Genomic DNA, 17,624 nt, shown 5'->3' with positions numbered 1-17,624 from the left:
CTCAGGGAATCATCCACGTCAGCCAATAGGCCTGCGCGGTAGTGATCAGACCGACCATTACCGTGAAGATCAGGCTGTGCTTGACGGTGAAGCGGAACAGGTCCGATTCCTTGCCGGCCAGGCCCACCGCCGCACAGGCGATGGCGATGGACTGCGGCGAGATCATCTTGCCGGTAACACCGCCGGTGGTATTGGCCGCAACCAGCAGCACCTCGGACACACCGATCTGCTGCGCGGTGGTCGCCTGCAAGGCCGAGAACAGGGCATTGGACGAGGTGTCCGAGCCGGTCAGGAACACACCCAGCCAGCCCAGGAACGGCGAGAAGAAGGTGAAGGCCTTGCCGGTATGCGCCAGCGCCAAGGCCAATGTTGCCGACAGCCCGGAATAATTGGCGATGAAGGCGAAGGCCAGCACCATGCCGATGGAATAGATCGGCATCTTCAGTTCATTGACGGTCTCACCAAAGGTGCGCACCGCCGCACGTACCGGCATGCGCAGGTAGATGATCGCAATCACCGCCGCCAGCATGATCGCGGTGCCGGTGGCCGAGATGGCATCGAACTTGTAAACGGCCTCGTAGGCGGTGGGTGCACTGACGATCGGCGGCATCTTCTGCACCAGCTGGTCCAGGCCCGGCACCGGCAGCTTCAGCACCCAGCTTTCCAGCGGGCCACCGGCGGCGAACAAGGCCTTGAACGGCTTGATGCTCCACAGCGTCACCATCGCGGTGAGGATCAGGAATGGCGACCACGCCTTGGCGATCTGGCCGGCGCTGTAACGCGGTGCAGCCGATGCCTGCGCGGCCGCCTCGGCGCTGGCGTCGGTCTCGAAGCGGAAGATGCGCTTGGGCTGCCAACGGCGCAGGAACAGCGTCAGGCACACCAGCGATGCCAGCGAGGCGGTGATGTCCGGCAGCTCCGGACCGATGAAGTTGGAGGTCAGGTACTGCGCGATGGCGAAGGAGCCACCGGCAACCAGCACCGCCGGCCAGGTTTCCTTGATGCCGCGCCAGCCATCCATGATGGCCATGATCCAGAACAGCACGATGATGGTCAGGAACGGCAGCTGGCGGCCGGCCATCTGCCCGATCTCGAACGCATCCAGGCCGGTGACCTGACCGGCGACGATGATCGGAATGCCCATCGCGCCGAAGGCCACCGGCGCAGTGTTGACGATCAGGCACAGGCCAGCGGCATACAGCGGCTTGAAGCCCAGCCCGACCAACAATGCAGCGGTGATCGCCACCGGTGCGCCAAATCCTGCGGCACCTTCGAGGAAGGCGCCGAAGGCGAAGCCCACCATCAGCATCTGCAGGCGCTGGTCTTCGGTCACCGACAGGATCGACGCGCGGATGATCGCGAACTGCCCGGTCTTGACCGATACCTTGTACAGGAACACTGCGCCGATGATGATCCAGGCAATCGGCCACAGCCCGTACAGGAAGCCGAACCCGGCTGCACCCAAAGCCTGCGAAACGGGCATGCGATAGAACAGCAGCGCCACTGCCAGCGCGATGGCGACGGTGATGGTGCCGGCCAGCCAGCCCTTCATGCGCAGCACCGCCAGCGCGACGAAGAAGAAAGCGATCGGCAACAGCGCGATCAGGCTGGACAGCCAGAGGTTGCCAGCGGGGTCGTACAGTTGTTCCCAGGGCTGCATGCAGGTTCTCGTCAAAGGCGAAAGGCGGCCCACCCGCAGGTGGCGTGGCGGTGGTCGCGAATATTGGTATTACCAATATTCAATCAGTCCGACCAACGAACCGCGATTGAATCGCCGTTACCGCGGAGATCCTATTAGACCATAGGGTTAGTGAAGGTAATTGGTATTACCAATCAAGCATGGATCTTGTGGGAGCGGCGTCAGCCGCGAAGCCACCGGTGCCGGCGAACCGCATGGATGCGATGGCAAACAGACAAGGGCTGTATTGATGTCAGCTTCGCGGCTGACGCCGCTCCCACAAAAAAACAAAAGCGAAGGCAAAAAAAACGGCACGTCTCCGTGCCGGCTTTTTCTTCGCTGTTGTCGGTTACAACCGCCGCCACTCCGGCCCATCACCGCGCCGCCAATACACCGCCACCGCCTTGCCGTAGACCGTATCGGCATCCACCAGACCGAAGAAGCGGCCATCAAAACTGTTGCCGCGATGATCCCCCACCACCAGCAACTTGCCGGCCGGAATGGTGATGCCGTTGATATCCGGACCGCCGCCATCCTCCAGATCCAGCTGCACCTGCTTGTTGCCGAACAACTCCTGCGCCACGTCCTGACGCAGCGGCTGCTCGTTGATGGACAGATAGCCGTCGTGCAACTGCACGCGGTCTCCAGCCACCGCAACCACGCGCTTGATCAGGCGCGTGCCATCGGCTGGCGAATCGAACACCGCCACGTCACCGCGCTGCGGTGCCTGCCCCGCCCACAGCTGCACATCCGTGAAAGGAACGCGCAGGCCGTACGTACGCATATCCACCACCACCCGATCACCCGGCTGCAGCGTCGGCTGCATCGAGCCACTGGGTACCTGGTAGTGATTGGCCAGGCTGTCGCGGGCGGCAAACAGCAGCAGCAACATCACGCCCAAGGGCAAGGCTTCACGTCGCAGCCAGGCCAGCACGGGATGGGGCGATGCAAGGGACGCAGTCTCATTCATGGCTGATCACTAACTCCGGGGACGAAACGAGTTGACCGCCAAGTCTGGCCGAAGTTCCCCAGGGTCACAGCGCCGGGACCGCACACTTTGCTACGCAGACTTTACGCCGTCGCGCCCAGCCGCCCTCGCGATTTGATGTCGCCGCGGCGCATCGTGGCACCACCGCGCCGCAAGGCGCTTGAACGTGGTGCTACATGAGCGTTTTACTGATCCGGCATACCCGCAACCCAACAGTGCCGGATGCATCCCTTCTACCCACACAGCTCGCTGGTCAGCCGCTGCAATGCTTGCATTGCGGCTCACTGCCTGCGTTGGCCCGGTGCCTGGATAATGCCCGACAGCACGCACCAAGCTGGGTGCTGATCGAGAACACCGCCACCGACGAGGCGCAATGGGCGCTGCACGGCCGCAGCGTCTGCAGCGCACTGGATGCGTTGCCCTCACCGTACATCGAAATCGCCCGCAGCGATGCAGATACGCTCGAAGCGCACCTGCATCCGCATCATGCCGCGACCGCATTGGTGGTCTGCAGTACCGGTACCGACGAGGCGCGGCGCCTCTCACTGGCGATCACCTCGCGCCTGCTCAGCAACGTGCAAGGTGCCTGAGCCATGGCCATCTTCATCGTACGTGGGCCGGATGCCAGTGGCGCCTTGCTGCAGGCGTGTACTCCGCTGCCCAGCCCGGTCATGAGCGCACTGGTGCGGCGCGCTCTCGATGTCGGCATCAGCGTTGCGCAGCGCAACTGCCGCTCCGAACAGGAGCTGATCGACGCGCTGTGCGCGGCCGATCACAACCCCAGCGACGTGATCCTGTTGGCCCCTGCAGCCTGCGTGCACAGCGCCCGCCTGCAGCACCTGCTACCTCGCCTGCGCAACGCCTATGTGGAAGTACACGACGACGCCAGCGACGCGCCGCAGTCCTGCCTTCCCGCGCATCTCGGCCAGCGCCTAGGCATCGCCCAGGGTTATTGCGCACAGAGCTATGTGCTGGCGATGGAGCTTGCGCTGGAACACCTGTGCTGCAGCGACGTCGCCGACCGCGTGCACGTAGGCACCTGAGATGGATGCGCACCGTTACATCGTGGGTTATGAGGTCTACCTCGACAGCCAGCCGTTCTGGTGGGGCCATCTGGCCGTGCAGCTGCAGGAGGCGGATCCGATGCTGCTGCATCCACAGGCACTGTTGGATCATATCTGCGCGATGGCCGCCCAGCGCCACGATGTGCCGGCGGCGCAGGTGCGCTTGAAGATGATCAGTCGGTTGTAGCTGATAGCTCCTCTCCAACGGCTTCGCGACTTATGCCGATCCTGCACGAGGCTGGTGGATTGCCTGGAATGCCCCTTGCCGAGCATGGCTCGGCACCACCTGCAGACGTCGGCGCCGGGCATGGCGTGCTGATTCGCTATGATCGGCATACGCGCCAACACACGCCCCCTGATGCGGCATGCGCTTCCCAAGGACGATCTCCAACATGAATAGTCTCTCCATGCTGCTGTGGCTTCCACTTGCCCTTGCCCCGACTGCGGCGGCGGATGCGGCCGATGAGGCGGCCACGCTGGCCATCGTCACTGCCGGCCATTGGCAGTCTGGGCAACAGCAAGGGGTTTATCGAGTGCGTCTGGAGAACGTCGGCTTCGAGCACGTGTCCTGCCGCGTCTGGATAGAATGGCTGGCGGCAGCTGCACCGGGGAAGCCTCTCACTTCGGTCGCCAAGGTGCCGTTGGCGGAAGCCTCCGACAGTTTCTGGTCATGCCCAGCGCGGAGCGGAACCGTGGTGCTGGACGATGGCACGCTGCAGCTCAATCTGGTCCACGCCTATTCGCTGGAGCCGCGCGTATTCAACGTGACGCTTGGCGCGCCCGGAAGTTACCAACTGCAAACCGACGCCCAGCCATAAGCATGCTTTGCCGGCATTTCGGCGCCGAAGCCCTTGTTGGCGACGGAACAGCGCTGCGGAGACCTGCTCCGCGCATACGCATCGATCATCGAAGGACCACATCATCGTGACGAACGGAATCAGCCACATTTTCGCGCCGACCGCAGCCACCTCGCGTCTGGCCCTCCCCTGCCTGTTGGTGATGAGCACCGCGCTGCTGGGCGCCTGCACGACGCGCCCCGGGCCGCTGGGCAGCTTGTCCAACATCGTGGTGACCGGCAATGGCGTCGACAATGAGCGCGATGCGCCCTTGTGCCAGGAGTTCAAACCCGAAGCGCCACAAGTGCGTGCGTTTTTCCGCAGCGCCGTGCTGATCACTCCACGCCAGGAACACGATTTCTTCCTGCACGGACCTTGCTACGTGCGTGGCACGCTTACCACCCGGTATGAGACCTGGCATTGGGAACTCCGCAATGGCGGCACTGCGCGGGTGACTTCCGCTGCGGGCGATGATTCTTTCCTGTTGGCCGATCCGCGCGAGGAATCTTCGCTTGGCGATGAGTGAGGCCTGCGCGGTTCCGTAGTGCCGAGCCATGCTCGGCAGCGGCCTTGCTGATAGTGCCCCTGCCGAGCATGGCTCGGCACTACCGCTTCTGCCCCCTCCCTTTTGCGTAGCAAAGGGGATGGTTGGGGAGGGGTTGGCTTTTGTGGCCTTTCAGGTGCTGTTGGCTTCGCGGCTTACGCCGCTTCTACGAGGCTGGTGGATTGCCGGTGAAGCCCCTGCCGAGCATGGCTTGGCACTACCGCTGTTGCTCCCTCCCTTGCGCCGCAGGCGGAGGGGAGGGTTGGGGAGGGGTTGGCTTTTGTGGCCTTTCAGCGCCGCTGGCTTCGCGGCTTACGCCGCTCCTACGAGGCTGGTGGATTACTGGGAAAGCCCCTGCCGAGCATGGCTCGGCACTACCTTAGTAGCCTTCTTCTTCCGCGGCGGCTTCGCGCCCTTGTTGGCGGATCAGTGCTTCTTCGCGGGCATCGTTGATGGCGTGACGCACGCTATCCAGGTCAACCGCACGTTCGTCCGGCGTGTACTGCCCGGTCAGGACGGTGTCGGGTAGCAGGTCACCGGCCTGGAACAGCTCCCACATTTCCTCGCCATACCAGGTATCCAGCAACGCCGGCGCACTGCGGCCCAGGTAGGCGGTGAGGTTGTTGACGTCACGCAGCAGCATGGTGCGCGCGGCGTTGTTGCCACCGGCACTGACCACCTGCGGGAAGTCGATCACCACCGGGCCATCCGGCCCGACCAGCACGTTGTAGGGCGACAGATCGCCGTGGATCAGGCCGCAGCACAGCATCAGCTTGACCTGCTGCACCAGCACGGCGTGGAACTCGGCGGCCTGCTCGGCGCCCAGATCCACCTCGCCCAGGCGCGCAGCGCTATAGCCCTCGGCATCGGTCACCAGTTCCATCACCAGCACGCCCTGGAAATAGCCGAACGGCTCGGGCACGCGCACGCCGGCATCGCGCAGCTGGTACAGCGCATCCACCTCGGTGTTCTTCCACGCCGCTTCGGCCTGCTTGCGGCCGTAGTTGCTGGCCTTGCCGATGGCGCGGGCCTCGCGGCTGCCGCGGACCTTGCGGCCTTCCTGGTACTGCACGCGCTGCTGGAAACTGCGCTGCGCCATGTCCTTGTAGACCTTGGCGCAACGGACTTCATCGCCGCTGCGGACGACATAGACCGCCGCCTCCTTGCCGCTCTTGAGTGGTCGCAGCACTTCGTCGATGACGCCGTCGTCTATCAGTACCTGCAGTTGTTGGGGTGTTTTCACAGTGTCTCGGTGGATGCGGGTGGCGGTCCGATCTGCATCGAACGTGGGCCGTCCGGGTGGGATCAGGCGGGCATATTGTTGCCGATGGTACGGAAACCGGCCAGCCATGGACGTGACGGGGGTTCAGGCTGGGCAGTTCCGCCGGCACCTACGCGAACGGCCAGGCGTTGCGCCTGGCCGTTGGTCGGTGATCGCAGGTCGCAGGTCGCAGCAGGCTGCGCCCACCCTCTCCCCAACCCCTCTCCCGGAGGGAGAGGGGCTAGAGCGCACCCTCAGCGGCTGAGCACGCCGGGGTTCATCAGGCCCTTGGGGTCGAGCTGGTTCTTGACTGCATCCAGCACGGCCAACGCCGCCGGGTCACGGCCGGCGCGGTAGTCGTAGAACTTGCCCAGCTGCAGGTTGGCCGCGCCATGCGCACGCATGGTGTCGGCGATCTGCCGCTTGAGCGTGTCGGCCGCCGCGCGTGCGTCCAGGTGTTCACCCGGGCAGCCGATGCGCTCGCGGTGGTCGGCATCGACGGTGCGCTGGTGGAAGGCGTTGTGGCTGTCCGGCCAATAGATGCAGGGCTCGATCACTACCGTCTGCGCGCCCACGCTGGACAGCAGGGTGCCGATGAACAGGCCGTGTTTGTCCATGGTTTCCTGCTCGCGCGCGAACAGGTCCTGCAGGGCGTTGAACATACGGGTGGCCTTGGAATGCGGCACCAGCGCGTGCACCGGCGCCCAGCGCTCGCCCTGCGGGCCCAGCATCGAGTTCCAGGCCGCGAACGGATTGGCCGCCATCATCTTGGCGATCGACGGTTCGATACTTTCACCGAACTCGCCCACCAGCTTGCGTGCACGCGCCACGCGATCGGCCACCTCGGCGGCGCTGTCGCCCTCCAACGTGATGTGCAGCGAAAACTGCTCCTGGTCGACAATGTCGCGGCCCTTCACCGCCAGCTTCAGGCCGGAGATCAGGCCGCCCTTCTTGATCACGTTGGTCAGTGCCTTGACGTCGCTGGACAGGCCGGCGCGGCGCATGCGCACGCGGGTCAGCGCCGGGTCGAAGGCGGCCGTTTCGCTGGCCAGGCCATGCCGCGAGAGCATACCCAAGGCACCGAACAGACCTTCGGCCGTCGGGAATTGCCAGGACAGGTAGTCGATATGCGCATGCTTGGGAATGAGCTTGAGCACGATGCGCGTCTTGATGCCGAGCAGGCCGCAGTCGCCCAGGAACAGACCGGTCAGGTCTGGCCCGTACCAACGGAAGAACGGGCTGGTATTGGCCGCAGCCGCCGAACCGGTGGTGAGGATGTCGCCATTGGCGGTAACCACCTGCAGGCCCAGCACCACATCGGCCGAGCAGCCATAGCGCGCGGTGCCGTGGAAGATCGCGCCCTGCGACATGCCGCCACCCACGGTGGCATGCGAGCCGGACATCGGCCCGAAGTACGGCGTGCGTACGCCCTTGGCATCCAGCGCTTCCTTGAGCGCGCGCCAGGTGACGCCAGCCTCGACCACCACATAGGCGTCTTCCAGGTTGATCTCGACGATCCTGTCCAGCGCGCCGGTGTCCACCAGCACACTGGGGCTCTGCGCGGCGGTGTAGCCGCCGGTATAGCTCATGCCACCGCCACGGGCGATGACCGCCACGCCGGCATCGGTGAGCTGCTTGACCGCATCGGCCAGCTGCTGCGCGTCGTTCGGGCGCAGCACGGCCAGCAGCGGCTTGCCCTGCGAATAGACGTCGGTGGAAAAGTACTCAAGCTCGCTCGCATCGGTGACGATGCTGCCGCCCCAGCTGGATTGCAGGCGGTCGATGACGGCGGTTGCGGTGTCGTTGCTCATGGGGGTCCTTCGGCTCAGGCAGACAGGGCGGCAGCGCGCCCCTGGTAATCGGATTCGGCATCGCCAACCACGCGCAGTGGCACCGGCAAGGCACGCAGGCGGGCAGCCAGGTCGGGGTGGGTGACATCGCGCAGCAGGCCGTGCAGGCGGCTGCCCAGACGCAGCAGCTCCACCACGTTGTCGTGCACCCGCGCAGGCGCCGGTGCATCCACGCGGCGACGCGCGGCGGCGCTGGGCGGCAGCCACGGCCACAGCAGGTGGCGCTCGCGCTCCCACTGCCAGGCATCGCAGAGATAGCCACCGGCGCGATCAATGACGGTGCTGGGCAGGCCCTGCAGCAGCAAGGCCTGTTCTTCGGCGGTGAGCAGCCACGGCGAATGCAGTCCGACCTCAACAACCGCTGCGCCCAGTGCCTGCACCAGCCCAGGCACGTAACCGGCGGCAGCGCCATGCGCTTCGATCACCAGCGGCAAGGCATTGTCGGCCGGAATGGCGGCGAGCAGCGCGGCCACCAGGGTGGCGGCATCCAGCGCGCCCTCGCTTTCGCAGGACGCGCCATGACCAGGCAGGTCAGGCAGCAGCCAGGCGCTGTCGCCAGCGTCGATCTGCAGTGGCGACAACGGTCGCGTGCCGGGGGCGTGCAGGCACAGGTGCAGCACGCCCTGGCCTGCCCGTTCCCACACCGCCATGTCACCGGCGCCGGTGGTGATGATGCGGCGCTGCCAGGTGTTGGATGCCAGCGCCGGCGCGGCGGCTTCGACAAAGGCCGGTTCGTTGGCCAGGGTCTGCGCCAACCAGCCGTCCATGCCGTCCTGCATGGCGGGGATGCCGTTGGGTTCTTCAAGCACCGCGACATTGACCGGCAGGTCGCGCAGGCGCGGCATATGCGCCAGCAGCGGATCACCATGGCGGTAGACCAGCCACGACGGCATCTGCAGCTCACCCAGCCAATGGTGGTCGTTGTGGCGGAATGCGGCGGCGTAACCGGCGCGGTAGGTATCGCCCACGTCGAGCACATCCATCACCGTTTCGCGGCTGCTTTCGGTGGTCTGCGGCGGGATGACCATGGCCGCTTCGGCACGGCCGTCATACCAGGGGAAGTAATACTTCTGCTCACGCATGCGCGACCACAGCCAGCGCAGGTGCGAGCCATCCCATTGCGGCACGAACGGCGGCAGGTAGGCATCGCCGTACAGCATGGATTCCTGCGGGGTGAACGCGGCATAGCCATCAACCACCAATGCCGCCACGCGGGTGGGATTGGCCCAGGCCAGCCAGGTCGCGATCAGGCCGCCGGTATGCATGCCGAACACGGCAAAACGCTGCAGGCCCAGCGCATCGACGAACTGCAGGGTTGCAGCGCCGAATTCGGCAATCGTCATCGGGTTGCCGGGCAAGGCATCGGAATAGCCGAAGCCGGGCGTGTCCGGCGCGATCACCGTGTAGCGGTCGGCATAGCGCTGCTGCATCTGCGCCCACATCCGCGAGTTCTGCGGCGACTGGTGGATCAACAGCAGGGCCGGGCCACTGCCGGCGATACGGTAATGCACCTGCCGCCCGTTGACGGGCACGAAGCGGCGTTGGATCTGGGTCATGCGTATTCCTTAAAGCCGTACCAGCGCCTTGCCCAGGTTCTCGCCCTTGAGCAGGCCAATGAAACCAGCCGGCGCCGCGGCCAGCCCGTCGTGGATATGTTCGCGGTAGCGCAGCGTGCCTGCGGCGATCATCTGCGCCAGCTCCGCGCGGCATTGCGCGAAGTCGGCCAGGTGGTCGTAGACCACCAGGCCTTCAAGCCGTGCACGCGCGCCGATCACCGGCCCCAGGTTGGGCCCGGCCGGGCGTTCGGCGCGGTTGTACTGGTCACTGAGCCCGCACAGCACCACCCGTGCCTGCAGGCGCAGCAGCGACAACGCGGCCTCCAGCACAGCGCCGCCGACATTGTCGAAATAGCCATCAATGCCGTCCGCGCAGGCCGCGCGCAGGGCCTGGACAAAGTCCGCATCGCGATAGCTGACACAGGCATCGAAGCCGAATTCATCGGTGACGATGGCGCACTTCTGCGCGCTGCCGGCAATGCCGACCACGCGGCAACCGGCCGCCTTGCACAGCTGGCCGACGACGCTGCCAACCGCACCGGCGGCGGTGGATACCAGGATGGTTTGGCCGGCCTTTGGTTGCAGGATCCTGCGCACGCCGGCCCAGGCGGTAAGCCCTGGAATACCGAGCACACCGACGGCGGTGCTGACCGGCGCCAGCGCCGTATCCACCACGGCGGCGGTGTTTGCATCAATGGCGGTGAATTCGGCCCAGCCGGTCATGCCGGTAACCACGTCGCCGATCTGGAAGCGCCCGCTGCGATCTTCAATCACCGTGCCGATGCCGTAGCCCGGCACGATGCTGCCCAGCGGCGGGCAGGGCAGCGCGTAACGGCCGCCGAGCTGCGCACGCAGGAACGGATCCAGCGACAACCACTGCACCTGCACCAACAGCTGGCCATCGCCGGGCACCGGCAAGGGCAGCTGCTGCATTTCAAAATCCTGCAGCTGCGGCAGGCCTTGTGGAACCTGCCGCAGGCAGACGGCCTGCATGGTGCTGTGCAGGCCGTCCATCATCAGAACGCGTTGATGCCGGTCAGCTCGCGGCCGATCACCAGCTGGTGCACGGTCTCGGTGCCTTCGTACGTGATCACCGACTCCAGGTTCAACGCATGACGGATCGCACCGTGCTCGGTGGTGATACCGGCACCGCCAAGCAGGTCACGGCACTCGCGTGCGATGTCGATAGCCAGGCGGCAGTTGTTCCACTTGGCCAGCGAGACCTGCTGCGGCTGCATCTGCCCGGCGTCCTTCAAACGACCCAGCTGCAGCACCAGCAACTGGCCGGCAGTGATACGGCGGGCCATGTCGGCCATCTTGATCTGCGCGCTCTGGGTGGCAGCCACCGGGCGGCCGAACAGGATGCGCTCCTTGGTGTAGGCCAGCACTTCGTCCAGGCAGGCAATCGCAGCGCCCAGCGGGCCCCAGGTGATGCCGTAGCGGGCCTGGGTGAGGCAGCCCAGCGGGCCCTTCAGACCCTTCACGTTGGGCAGGCGGTTGGCGTCGGGCACGCGCACGTTGTCGAAGAACAGCGCGCCGGTCACCGAGGCGCGCAGGCTCATCTTGTGCTTGATCTCCTGGGCGGTGAAGCCCGGGGTGCCCTTCTCGATCACGAAGCCCTGCACGCCTTCGTCGGTGTTGGCCCAGACGATGGCGATATCGGCCACCGAGCCGTTGGTGATCCACATCTTGGAACCGTTGATCACCCAGTCACCGCCGTCCTTCATCGCGCGGGTCTTCATGCTGGCCGGGTCGGAACCGCCATGGGCTTCGGTCAGGCCAAAGCAGCCGATCACCTTGCCGCGCGCCATGTCCGGCAGCCAGCGCATGCGCTGCTCTTCCGAACCGTAGGCGTAGATGGGGTACATGCACAGCGAGCTCTGCACCGAGACGAAGCTGCGCAGGCCGGAGTCGCCGCGCTCCAGTTCCTGGCAGATCAGGCCGTAGCTGACGCTGTTCAAGCCGGCGCCGCCGTACTGTTCCGGCAGCGAGCTGCCGAGCAGGCCCATGTCGGCGATCTCGGGGATCAGCTCATTGGGGAAGCGGCCCTGGTCGAAGCAGTCGCCGATGATCGGCAGCACGCGCTCGTCGGTGAAGCGGGCAACGGAATCCTGTACAGCGCGTTCTTCCTCGCTCAGCAGCGAACGCACGTCGAACAAATCGTAGGGGTTCAGTGTCTTCAGGCTCATTACTGTCTCTGGAAGGCGCATCCGCGCCCGGAAGGTAGGGGATAAGGTAGTTCAATCAGGCCGAAAGAATTGCTGCAGCCGCACGCTCGCCCGAGGTGACGGCCGCTTCCATGCCCGGAACCTGCAGTTCGGTCTGCTCGCCGGCGAAGTGGATGCGCCCGAACGGGGTATTGGCCCAGCGCAGGGTTTCGGCAAAACGGCCCGGGGCGATCTCCGAGAACGCGCCATCAGCCAACGGGTCATTGCCCCAGCTGCGGGTCTCCAGCGGCAGCAGCGCGCCCTTGGCGGCCGGGCGCAGGCGCTCCATGGCATTGATGACCCAGGCAAACCGGGCCTCGCGGTCCAGGGTGTCGGCATGCTGGGCCATGCCACCGTTGAGCCAGACGATCAGGCGGTTGGTCTGGCCGTCGGCGCCGGGCACGGCAAATACGCGCTGCAGCGGGCCATCGCCCCACAGCGACAAGGGCAGGCCGTCGTCTTCCCAGAACGCGCGGGTCGGGTGCAGGTGCACGGTGGTCACCGCATTGGAGCGGCGTGCCGCCCAGACCTCCTGCTGGGCGACCGGCGGCGCCGGGTCGATGGCGATGCGGCTGAGCGGGCCACTGGGCAGGGCCAGCACCAGGTGCGCGGCGCGGAAGCGGCGGCCGTCAAGGCAGCGCACCTCCAGGCCGGCACGGCCGGACTCGACCCGGCTGACCTGCGCGCCCAGCACCGGCGGCTGTGCCAGTGAGGCGGCCATCGCCTCCGGCAAGGCCTGGCTGCCGCCCTGCACCCAGCCGGTGCCGCGCGAGCCGAACCGCCGCAGCGCATCGCGGCGCAGGGCATCCAGCGCGCTGATGGTCTGCAGCGAGGAAAAGCTGTTGCCGATATCCATCCACTGCAGCGCCTGCGACGACCAGCCCTTGCTGGCGATCAACTGCGACAGGGGGATATCCAGCGAGAGATTGGCAGGGTCGCGCCAGCTGTCCACTGCCGGCAGGCCGAGCTCGCCCATGGCGGTGGCCAGCAGCATCGGCGGCAGCAGGCTGTGCTCGCGACCCTGCAGGGTATTGAGTGGGCTTTCAGCCCATTGCGTGGCCGGCACCAGTGCATCGCCGATGGCCAGGCCCAGCCCGGCGGCGGTGGGCAGCGCGGCCGAGGGCGGCACGATGGCCACACCTACGCGCTTGGCGTGGGCATGCACGCGCTCGTAGCCGGTGCCGACTTCCACCCCACCGATTTCAAAACGGATGCCGTTGCGCACCACCGTCTGCAGGCGGCCACCAACACGCGGGTTGGCCTCCAGCACGGTAACGCGGGCCCCGCCGACTTCCAGTGCATGCGCAGCGGCCAGGCCAGCCAGCCCGGCGCCAACCACGATCACATCGCTGCTCGGCACCTTGGCATGCAGCATGCCCGGCAGCAATGACAGTGCGGCCATGCCGGAAACTCCCTTGATGAAATCGCGACGTTGCATTGGTTCTGCCTGCGGAGGTTGTTGTTGTTGCTGTTGTTGCATTGGCATTTGCTTCAAAAGCCGTCATTCCCGCGTAGGCGAGGTTTTCACCCGACGAATGTCGGGTCATTGCTCTTGCCTTTGCTCTTGCCGCTCCTCCTGCGTGCTCTGCGAAAAATTCAAAACCCAGAGCCAGAGCGATTCCCGCCTGCGCGGGAATGACAATCAACAGCCAGAGCGATGACCCGACATTCGTCGGTTGAAAACCCCGCCTGCGCGGGAATGACGATCAACGGCCAGAGCGATGACCCGACATTCGTCGGTTGAAAACCCCGCCTGCGCGGGAATGACGATCTGATGGTGGGTCGGCAATGCCTATCGAGTGCAAAACCGGGACGGCACAATGCGCCACCCCAGCCCGCGTCAGCCCTTAGAACTTGTAGCTGACCTCAACGCCGTACATGCGCGGCAACGACGGGGTAAGACCGAAGTCGCGCAGGTTGGTCACCGCCAGGCCGGTCAACGGCGGCACCGCCGGCACTGCCACGTAGGCGTCCGGATTGATGGTGCGCTGTGCGTCTTCCAGGGTGCGGTCGTTGAACGCATTGGTCACGTAGGCCGACACCTGCAGCTGCTCGGTCGGGCGGATGCTGAAGCGGAAGTTGGTACGGGTGGAAGCGCCGATATAGGCCAGGTTGTCGACCTGGATGTAACGCTTGCCTTCGTAGTTGATGTCCATGTTGGCGGTGTATTCCCAGCCATTGGCCAGTGCACCGTCATACATCAGGCCCAGCGTCGCCTTGTGCTTGGGCACGCGCGGCAGGTTGGCGCCGGCAGCATCGGCGGCCGGGTCAGCCAGTGTCGGTGCCTTGCTGCTGGAGAACAGATCGGCCTGGTCCTGGCTGATGAACTTCAGGATCTCGGCATCGGTGTAGGAGTACGCCAGGCTGGCCAGCCAACCCTGCGCGAACGCCCACTGGCTTTCCAGCTCGAAGCCACGGATGCGCGACTCACCGACGTTGGTGGTGTAGCTGGTCGAGAACAGCGAGCCGTTCTTGCGGATCACCGGGCCGGTTTCGGTCAGCTGCTGGTTGGTCCAGTCGATCTGGTAGATGTTGGCGTTGACGCGCAGGGTGCCGTCCAGCCAATCGCTCTTCATGCCCAGCTCGTAGTTCCAAGCCTCTTCTTCCTTGTAGGTGTTCAAACCACGCGCGATCAGCGCGTCGCGATCGGCTTCCTGGAAGTCGGCGCGGTAGACGTCGGTATTGAAGCCGCCCGGCTTGTTGCCCTTGGACACCAGCCCGTACAGGTTCACGTTCTCACGCGCCTGGTAGCTCAAGGTCCAACGCGGGGTGAAGCTGCTGAAGGTCTTGTCCAGCGCATACGTCTGGCGATAGGTGTTCGCACCGAGCACGCGCACATCGGTGCCGCCCTTGCTGATTTCATCGCGTGCATAACGGCCTTCCAGCGAGGTGGTCCACTGGTCGTTGATGTGCCAGTTGATCAGGCCGTAGATCGCCTTGTTGATGGTCTGGTCATCCGGATTGGTCGGGATGGCAGTGACCACCTTGTTGCCGCCAATGGTGTAACCGGTGAGGTCACCGCCCCAGCCCGGCTGCGCTTCCTGCTTGTAGTAATACGCGCCCAGCATGCCCGACACCGCCAGACTCTGGTCGGTGGTCAGGCGGATATCCTGCGACCAGTTCTTGACACCGGTATTGGCAAAGCTCTCAAACGCACCGCCGTAACCACGGATGGCGCTGTAGTCCTGGTCACTGGCGGCGTAGGTTTCGCTCTTGTTGTAGGCCGAGGTCGAGGTCAGGTTCCAGCCATTGGAGAACAGATAGTCCACCACCACGCTGGTGCGCAGCAGGTCGGTCTTGCGGCCGGAGAAGTAACCGGCGGTCTCGAATTCCCTGGTGTTCAGCGCGTAGTCCGACGGCGCCGTCAGCTCACCGCAGTAATAGCCGCGGCGGCGCGATTCCAGGATCGGATACAGGCCGAAGTACAGGCCGCCGGTTTCTTCCGGCAGGTAGCAGTTAAGGTTGTCGCTGCCCAGGCGGGCGGCGGCGAAGTGCTGGTCGCGGCTCTTCTGCTTCATCACCCGCGCGGTGATGTCCAGTGCGTCGGTCGGCGACCAGGCGATGGCGGCCATGCCGCTGATGGTCTCGGTGCCGTTGAGGTCCTTCCTGCCCGAGGCCTGATTGTAGAAGATGCCGTCATTGCCGCGCTTGTTCAGGCTGACGTCGTAGCCGAACGAACCATCGTCATTGGCGCCCGAATAGAACAGGCCCATCTTTTCCTGGCCGTAGTTGCCAGCACCCAGGGTGAGCTTACCGCCCGGCGCGCTGCCCGGACGCTTGGTGATGAAGTTGACCGCACCGGAGAAGGTACGACGGCCAAACGCGGCCGACTGCGGGCCACGGATCACTTCCACGCGCTGGATGTTTTCCAGGCCGTAGCTGGAGATATCGCCTTCGACGTAGATGCCGTCGATGAAGAACGAGGCATTGGCCTCGCCCTGGATGTTGGACATGCCGCGAATCACCGGACGGTCGAAGCCGCGGCCGTAGCCGGACTTGAACGAGAAGCTCGGCGACAGGTTGGCGATGTCGCGCACGTCGGTCAGGCCCTTCTTCTCGATGGTCTGCTCGGACATGGCGGTGATCGGCAGCGGCATCTGCTGCAGCGGCTCGGACACGCCACGCGCGGTCACGGTGATCTGGTCGAGGCTGTGCACGGCATCGCTGTTGGCTGCCGGCGGTGCGCCCGCTTCGTCGCTGTCGGCAGCGGCGGCGTTGCCCGCACACAGCAGCAGCGCGAGGGCGATCGAGGAGCACAGCAGGTCTGGCTTGATGGTCTTCATGGGATTCCCGACTGGAAAGTTTGATCGGAATGGATTGGGAGGATGGATGCGCCGTCTTGGGGGAGGGTTCCGTCCGTTGTTTCCGTACTTCAGTCCTGCTGTTTCGCCGCCGCGTCCTGCTTGAGCTGCTTGTAGTAGCTCCAGCTGGTGACGTTGGGTTGCACCCAGGTTTCGGGTGCGCGTGCGTACTCGGGGTAGCGGGTACGGACGAGTTCCTGGATGTCGGCAGGCAGTTCACTGACCGAGGCGCGCTTGTTGCCCTGCGCGATGTACAGCAGATTGCCCGGGCGGGTGCCCAGCTTCATCCAAGGAAGCCACGGCCCGATGCGGGTCCAGCCGTAGGTGACCGGCACGCTCTTCAGGGCCGGGTTTTCCAGATCCGCGCGGGGCGCGAAGAACATGAAGTGCTCCGACCCCATGTAGGTCGGGCCACTGGACTCGGCCGGGAACTCAGCCGGCTGCAGCGGGTTGGGATAGGCCAGCGGGATGTTGAGGGTCAACATCACCTGGTCGCCGGCTTCCACCCACGGCAGGTGCAGCGGACGGCCCGGCGCATTGAGCACGGTGTTGACCGGGTCGTTGGCGACCTGCACCACCGCGTTGCGCTCACCCGAGAACGGGTTGTCCCAGCTGTCGATGATCTTGCCGGTCTTCAGATCGCGGTAGAAAGTGAGTTCGCGCGTGTACAGCCGCCATACGCCATCGGCCTGCTTTTCCGCACGGCAGATGTTGTAGCCCTCGAAGCCGAGCAGCGGCGCCGGCTTCTGCCCTGGCTCCTGTGCGAACAGGGTGCCGGCCCACCACAGCAGTTCTTCCTGCTTGGGGTCCAGCGAACAACGCAGCTTGACCATTGCTTCAACGCTGCCCTGTTCGGACTGCAGATCCAGCGCTTTTGCCTGTGGCGAAAGTGCAATTGCGGCAGCCAGCAAAACCGATGACATTCGAATCACGTCTAACCCCCCGGTTGAAGTGGAGCAATGAAGCCAGCGCGCTGGCCTGCCCCGGACCACGGAAGACGGGCCTGCGACCCATCAAAGATGACATATAGCTATATCATTAGTACATGTTTGTCCAATCATTTGTAGAACCTTTATCGCCGACCCCGCGGCACTGCTGGACGCCGTGAAAACCCAGCCACAGCAAGCACGGGCGGCACTGCGCAAGATGTTGCTTTGCAACAAAAAAACGCCCGCCCAGGCCATGAAAATGGGCACTGGCTTTTTGTCCGGACATTTGAGAAATTCGGGATACGGATGATGCCGGGAGATAGGTTGATAGACCGTTCTGGCGGAGGTTTCCGCCAGTACGAAGGCGCAAGGGCACAGGTATTAGTTGGCCGCTTGACCCCGAGCAGACC

At 64.9% G+C, this 17,624-nt stretch carries 15 protein-coding genes; 5 read left to right on the top strand and 10 right to left on the bottom strand.

Features of this window, described 5'->3' with window-relative positions; genetic code table 11:
- Position 1 precedes the first annotated feature (1 nt).
- Complete coding sequence (lldP, locus tag ACVOLQ_RS05345) at positions 2-1,660, bottom strand: L-lactate permease (RefSeq protein WP_481527351.1); 1,659 nt, start codon at positions 1,658-1,660, stop codon at positions 2-4.
- A gap of 367 nt (positions 1,661-2,027) precedes the next feature.
- On the bottom strand, positions 2,028-2,648 hold the full coding sequence (gene lepB / locus ACVOLQ_RS05340) for a signal peptidase I (RefSeq protein ID WP_481527350.1): 621 nt from the start codon (positions 2,646-2,648) through the stop codon (positions 2,028-2,030).
- Between the two features lie 356 nt (positions 2,649-3,004).
- On the opposite strand from lepB, the gene ACVOLQ_RS05335 reads away from it, so the two are divergent.
- From ACVOLQ_RS05335 to ACVOLQ_RS05315, 5 genes are all read left to right on the top strand, one after another.
- Positions 3,005-3,256 (top strand): hypothetical protein, encoded by a 252-nt coding sequence (locus tag ACVOLQ_RS05335; RefSeq protein ID WP_481527349.1) that lies wholly within the window; start codon positions 3,005-3,007, stop codon positions 3,254-3,256.
- Positions 3,257-3,259: 3 nt separating this feature from the next.
- Positions 3,260-3,709, top strand: coding sequence for a 3-dehydroquinate dehydratase (locus ACVOLQ_RS05330; protein WP_481527348.1), 450 nt, complete (start codon positions 3,260-3,262; stop codon positions 3,707-3,709).
- A 1-nt stretch (position 3,710) separates the two neighbouring features.
- Entirely contained in the window at positions 3,711-3,917 is a 207-nt protein-coding gene (locus tag ACVOLQ_RS05325) for a hypothetical protein (RefSeq protein WP_481527347.1), read from the top strand.
- A 205-nt stretch (positions 3,918-4,122) separates the two neighbouring features.
- On the top strand, positions 4,123-4,548 hold the full coding sequence (locus ACVOLQ_RS05320; RefSeq protein ID WP_481527346.1) for a hypothetical protein: 426 nt from the start codon (positions 4,123-4,125) through the stop codon (positions 4,546-4,548).
- Between the two features lie 106 nt (positions 4,549-4,654).
- Positions 4,655-5,092 (top strand): hypothetical protein, encoded by a 438-nt coding sequence (locus ACVOLQ_RS05315; protein ID WP_481527345.1) that lies wholly within the window; start codon positions 4,655-4,657, stop codon positions 5,090-5,092.
- A 397-nt stretch (positions 5,093-5,489) separates the two neighbouring features.
- Here ACVOLQ_RS05315 and ACVOLQ_RS05310 read toward each other — a convergent pair whose 3' ends face one another.
- From ACVOLQ_RS05310 to ACVOLQ_RS05275, 8 genes are all read right to left on the bottom strand, one after another.
- Positions 5,490-6,353: a PA4780 family RIO1-like protein kinase gene (locus tag ACVOLQ_RS05310; RefSeq protein WP_481527344.1), complete on the bottom strand. Its 864-nt coding sequence runs from the start codon at positions 6,351-6,353 to the stop codon at positions 5,490-5,492.
- A gap of 272 nt (positions 6,354-6,625) precedes the next feature.
- The gene (locus ACVOLQ_RS05305; RefSeq protein WP_481527343.1) at positions 6,626-8,182 is read right to left on the bottom strand and encodes an FAD-binding oxidoreductase; all 1,557 of its coding nucleotides are present in this window, start codon (positions 8,180-8,182) and stop codon (positions 6,626-6,628) included.
- A gap of 14 nt (positions 8,183-8,196) precedes the next feature.
- Positions 8,197-9,777, bottom strand: coding sequence for an alpha/beta hydrolase (locus tag ACVOLQ_RS05300; protein WP_481527342.1), 1,581 nt, complete (start codon positions 9,775-9,777; stop codon positions 8,197-8,199).
- A gap of 9 nt (positions 9,778-9,786) precedes the next feature.
- On the bottom strand, positions 9,787-10,794 hold the full coding sequence (locus ACVOLQ_RS05295; protein ID WP_481527341.1) for an NADP-dependent oxidoreductase: 1,008 nt from the start codon (positions 10,792-10,794) through the stop codon (positions 9,787-9,789).
- Positions 10,794-11,966, bottom strand: a complete 1,173-nt coding sequence (locus ACVOLQ_RS05290) for an acyl-CoA dehydrogenase family protein (RefSeq protein ID WP_313495598.1) — start codon at positions 11,964-11,966, stop codon at positions 10,794-10,796. The genes ACVOLQ_RS05295 and ACVOLQ_RS05290 overlap by 1 nt, the downstream gene beginning before the upstream one ends.
- A 55-nt stretch (positions 11,967-12,021) precedes the next feature.
- Positions 12,022-13,422 carry a flavin monoamine oxidase family protein gene (locus ACVOLQ_RS05285; RefSeq protein ID WP_481527340.1) on the bottom strand — a complete coding sequence of 467 codons (1,401 nt, stop codon included), beginning with the start codon at positions 13,420-13,422 and terminating at the stop codon, positions 12,022-12,024.
- 409 nt (positions 13,423-13,831) lie between these two features.
- On the bottom strand, positions 13,832-16,267 hold the full coding sequence (locus ACVOLQ_RS05280) for a TonB-dependent receptor (protein WP_481527339.1): 2,436 nt from the start codon (positions 16,265-16,267) through the stop codon (positions 13,832-13,834).
- Between the two features lie 89 nt (positions 16,268-16,356).
- Positions 16,357-17,208, bottom strand: coding sequence for a DUF1838 family protein (locus ACVOLQ_RS05275; RefSeq protein ID WP_312370121.1), 852 nt, complete (start codon positions 17,206-17,208; stop codon positions 16,357-16,359).
- Positions 17,209-17,624 lie beyond the last annotated feature (416 nt).

The organism is Stenotrophomonas sp. STEN031, assembly GCF_056759975.1.
This window is presented reverse-complemented; position numbering and strand designations above follow the sequence as displayed.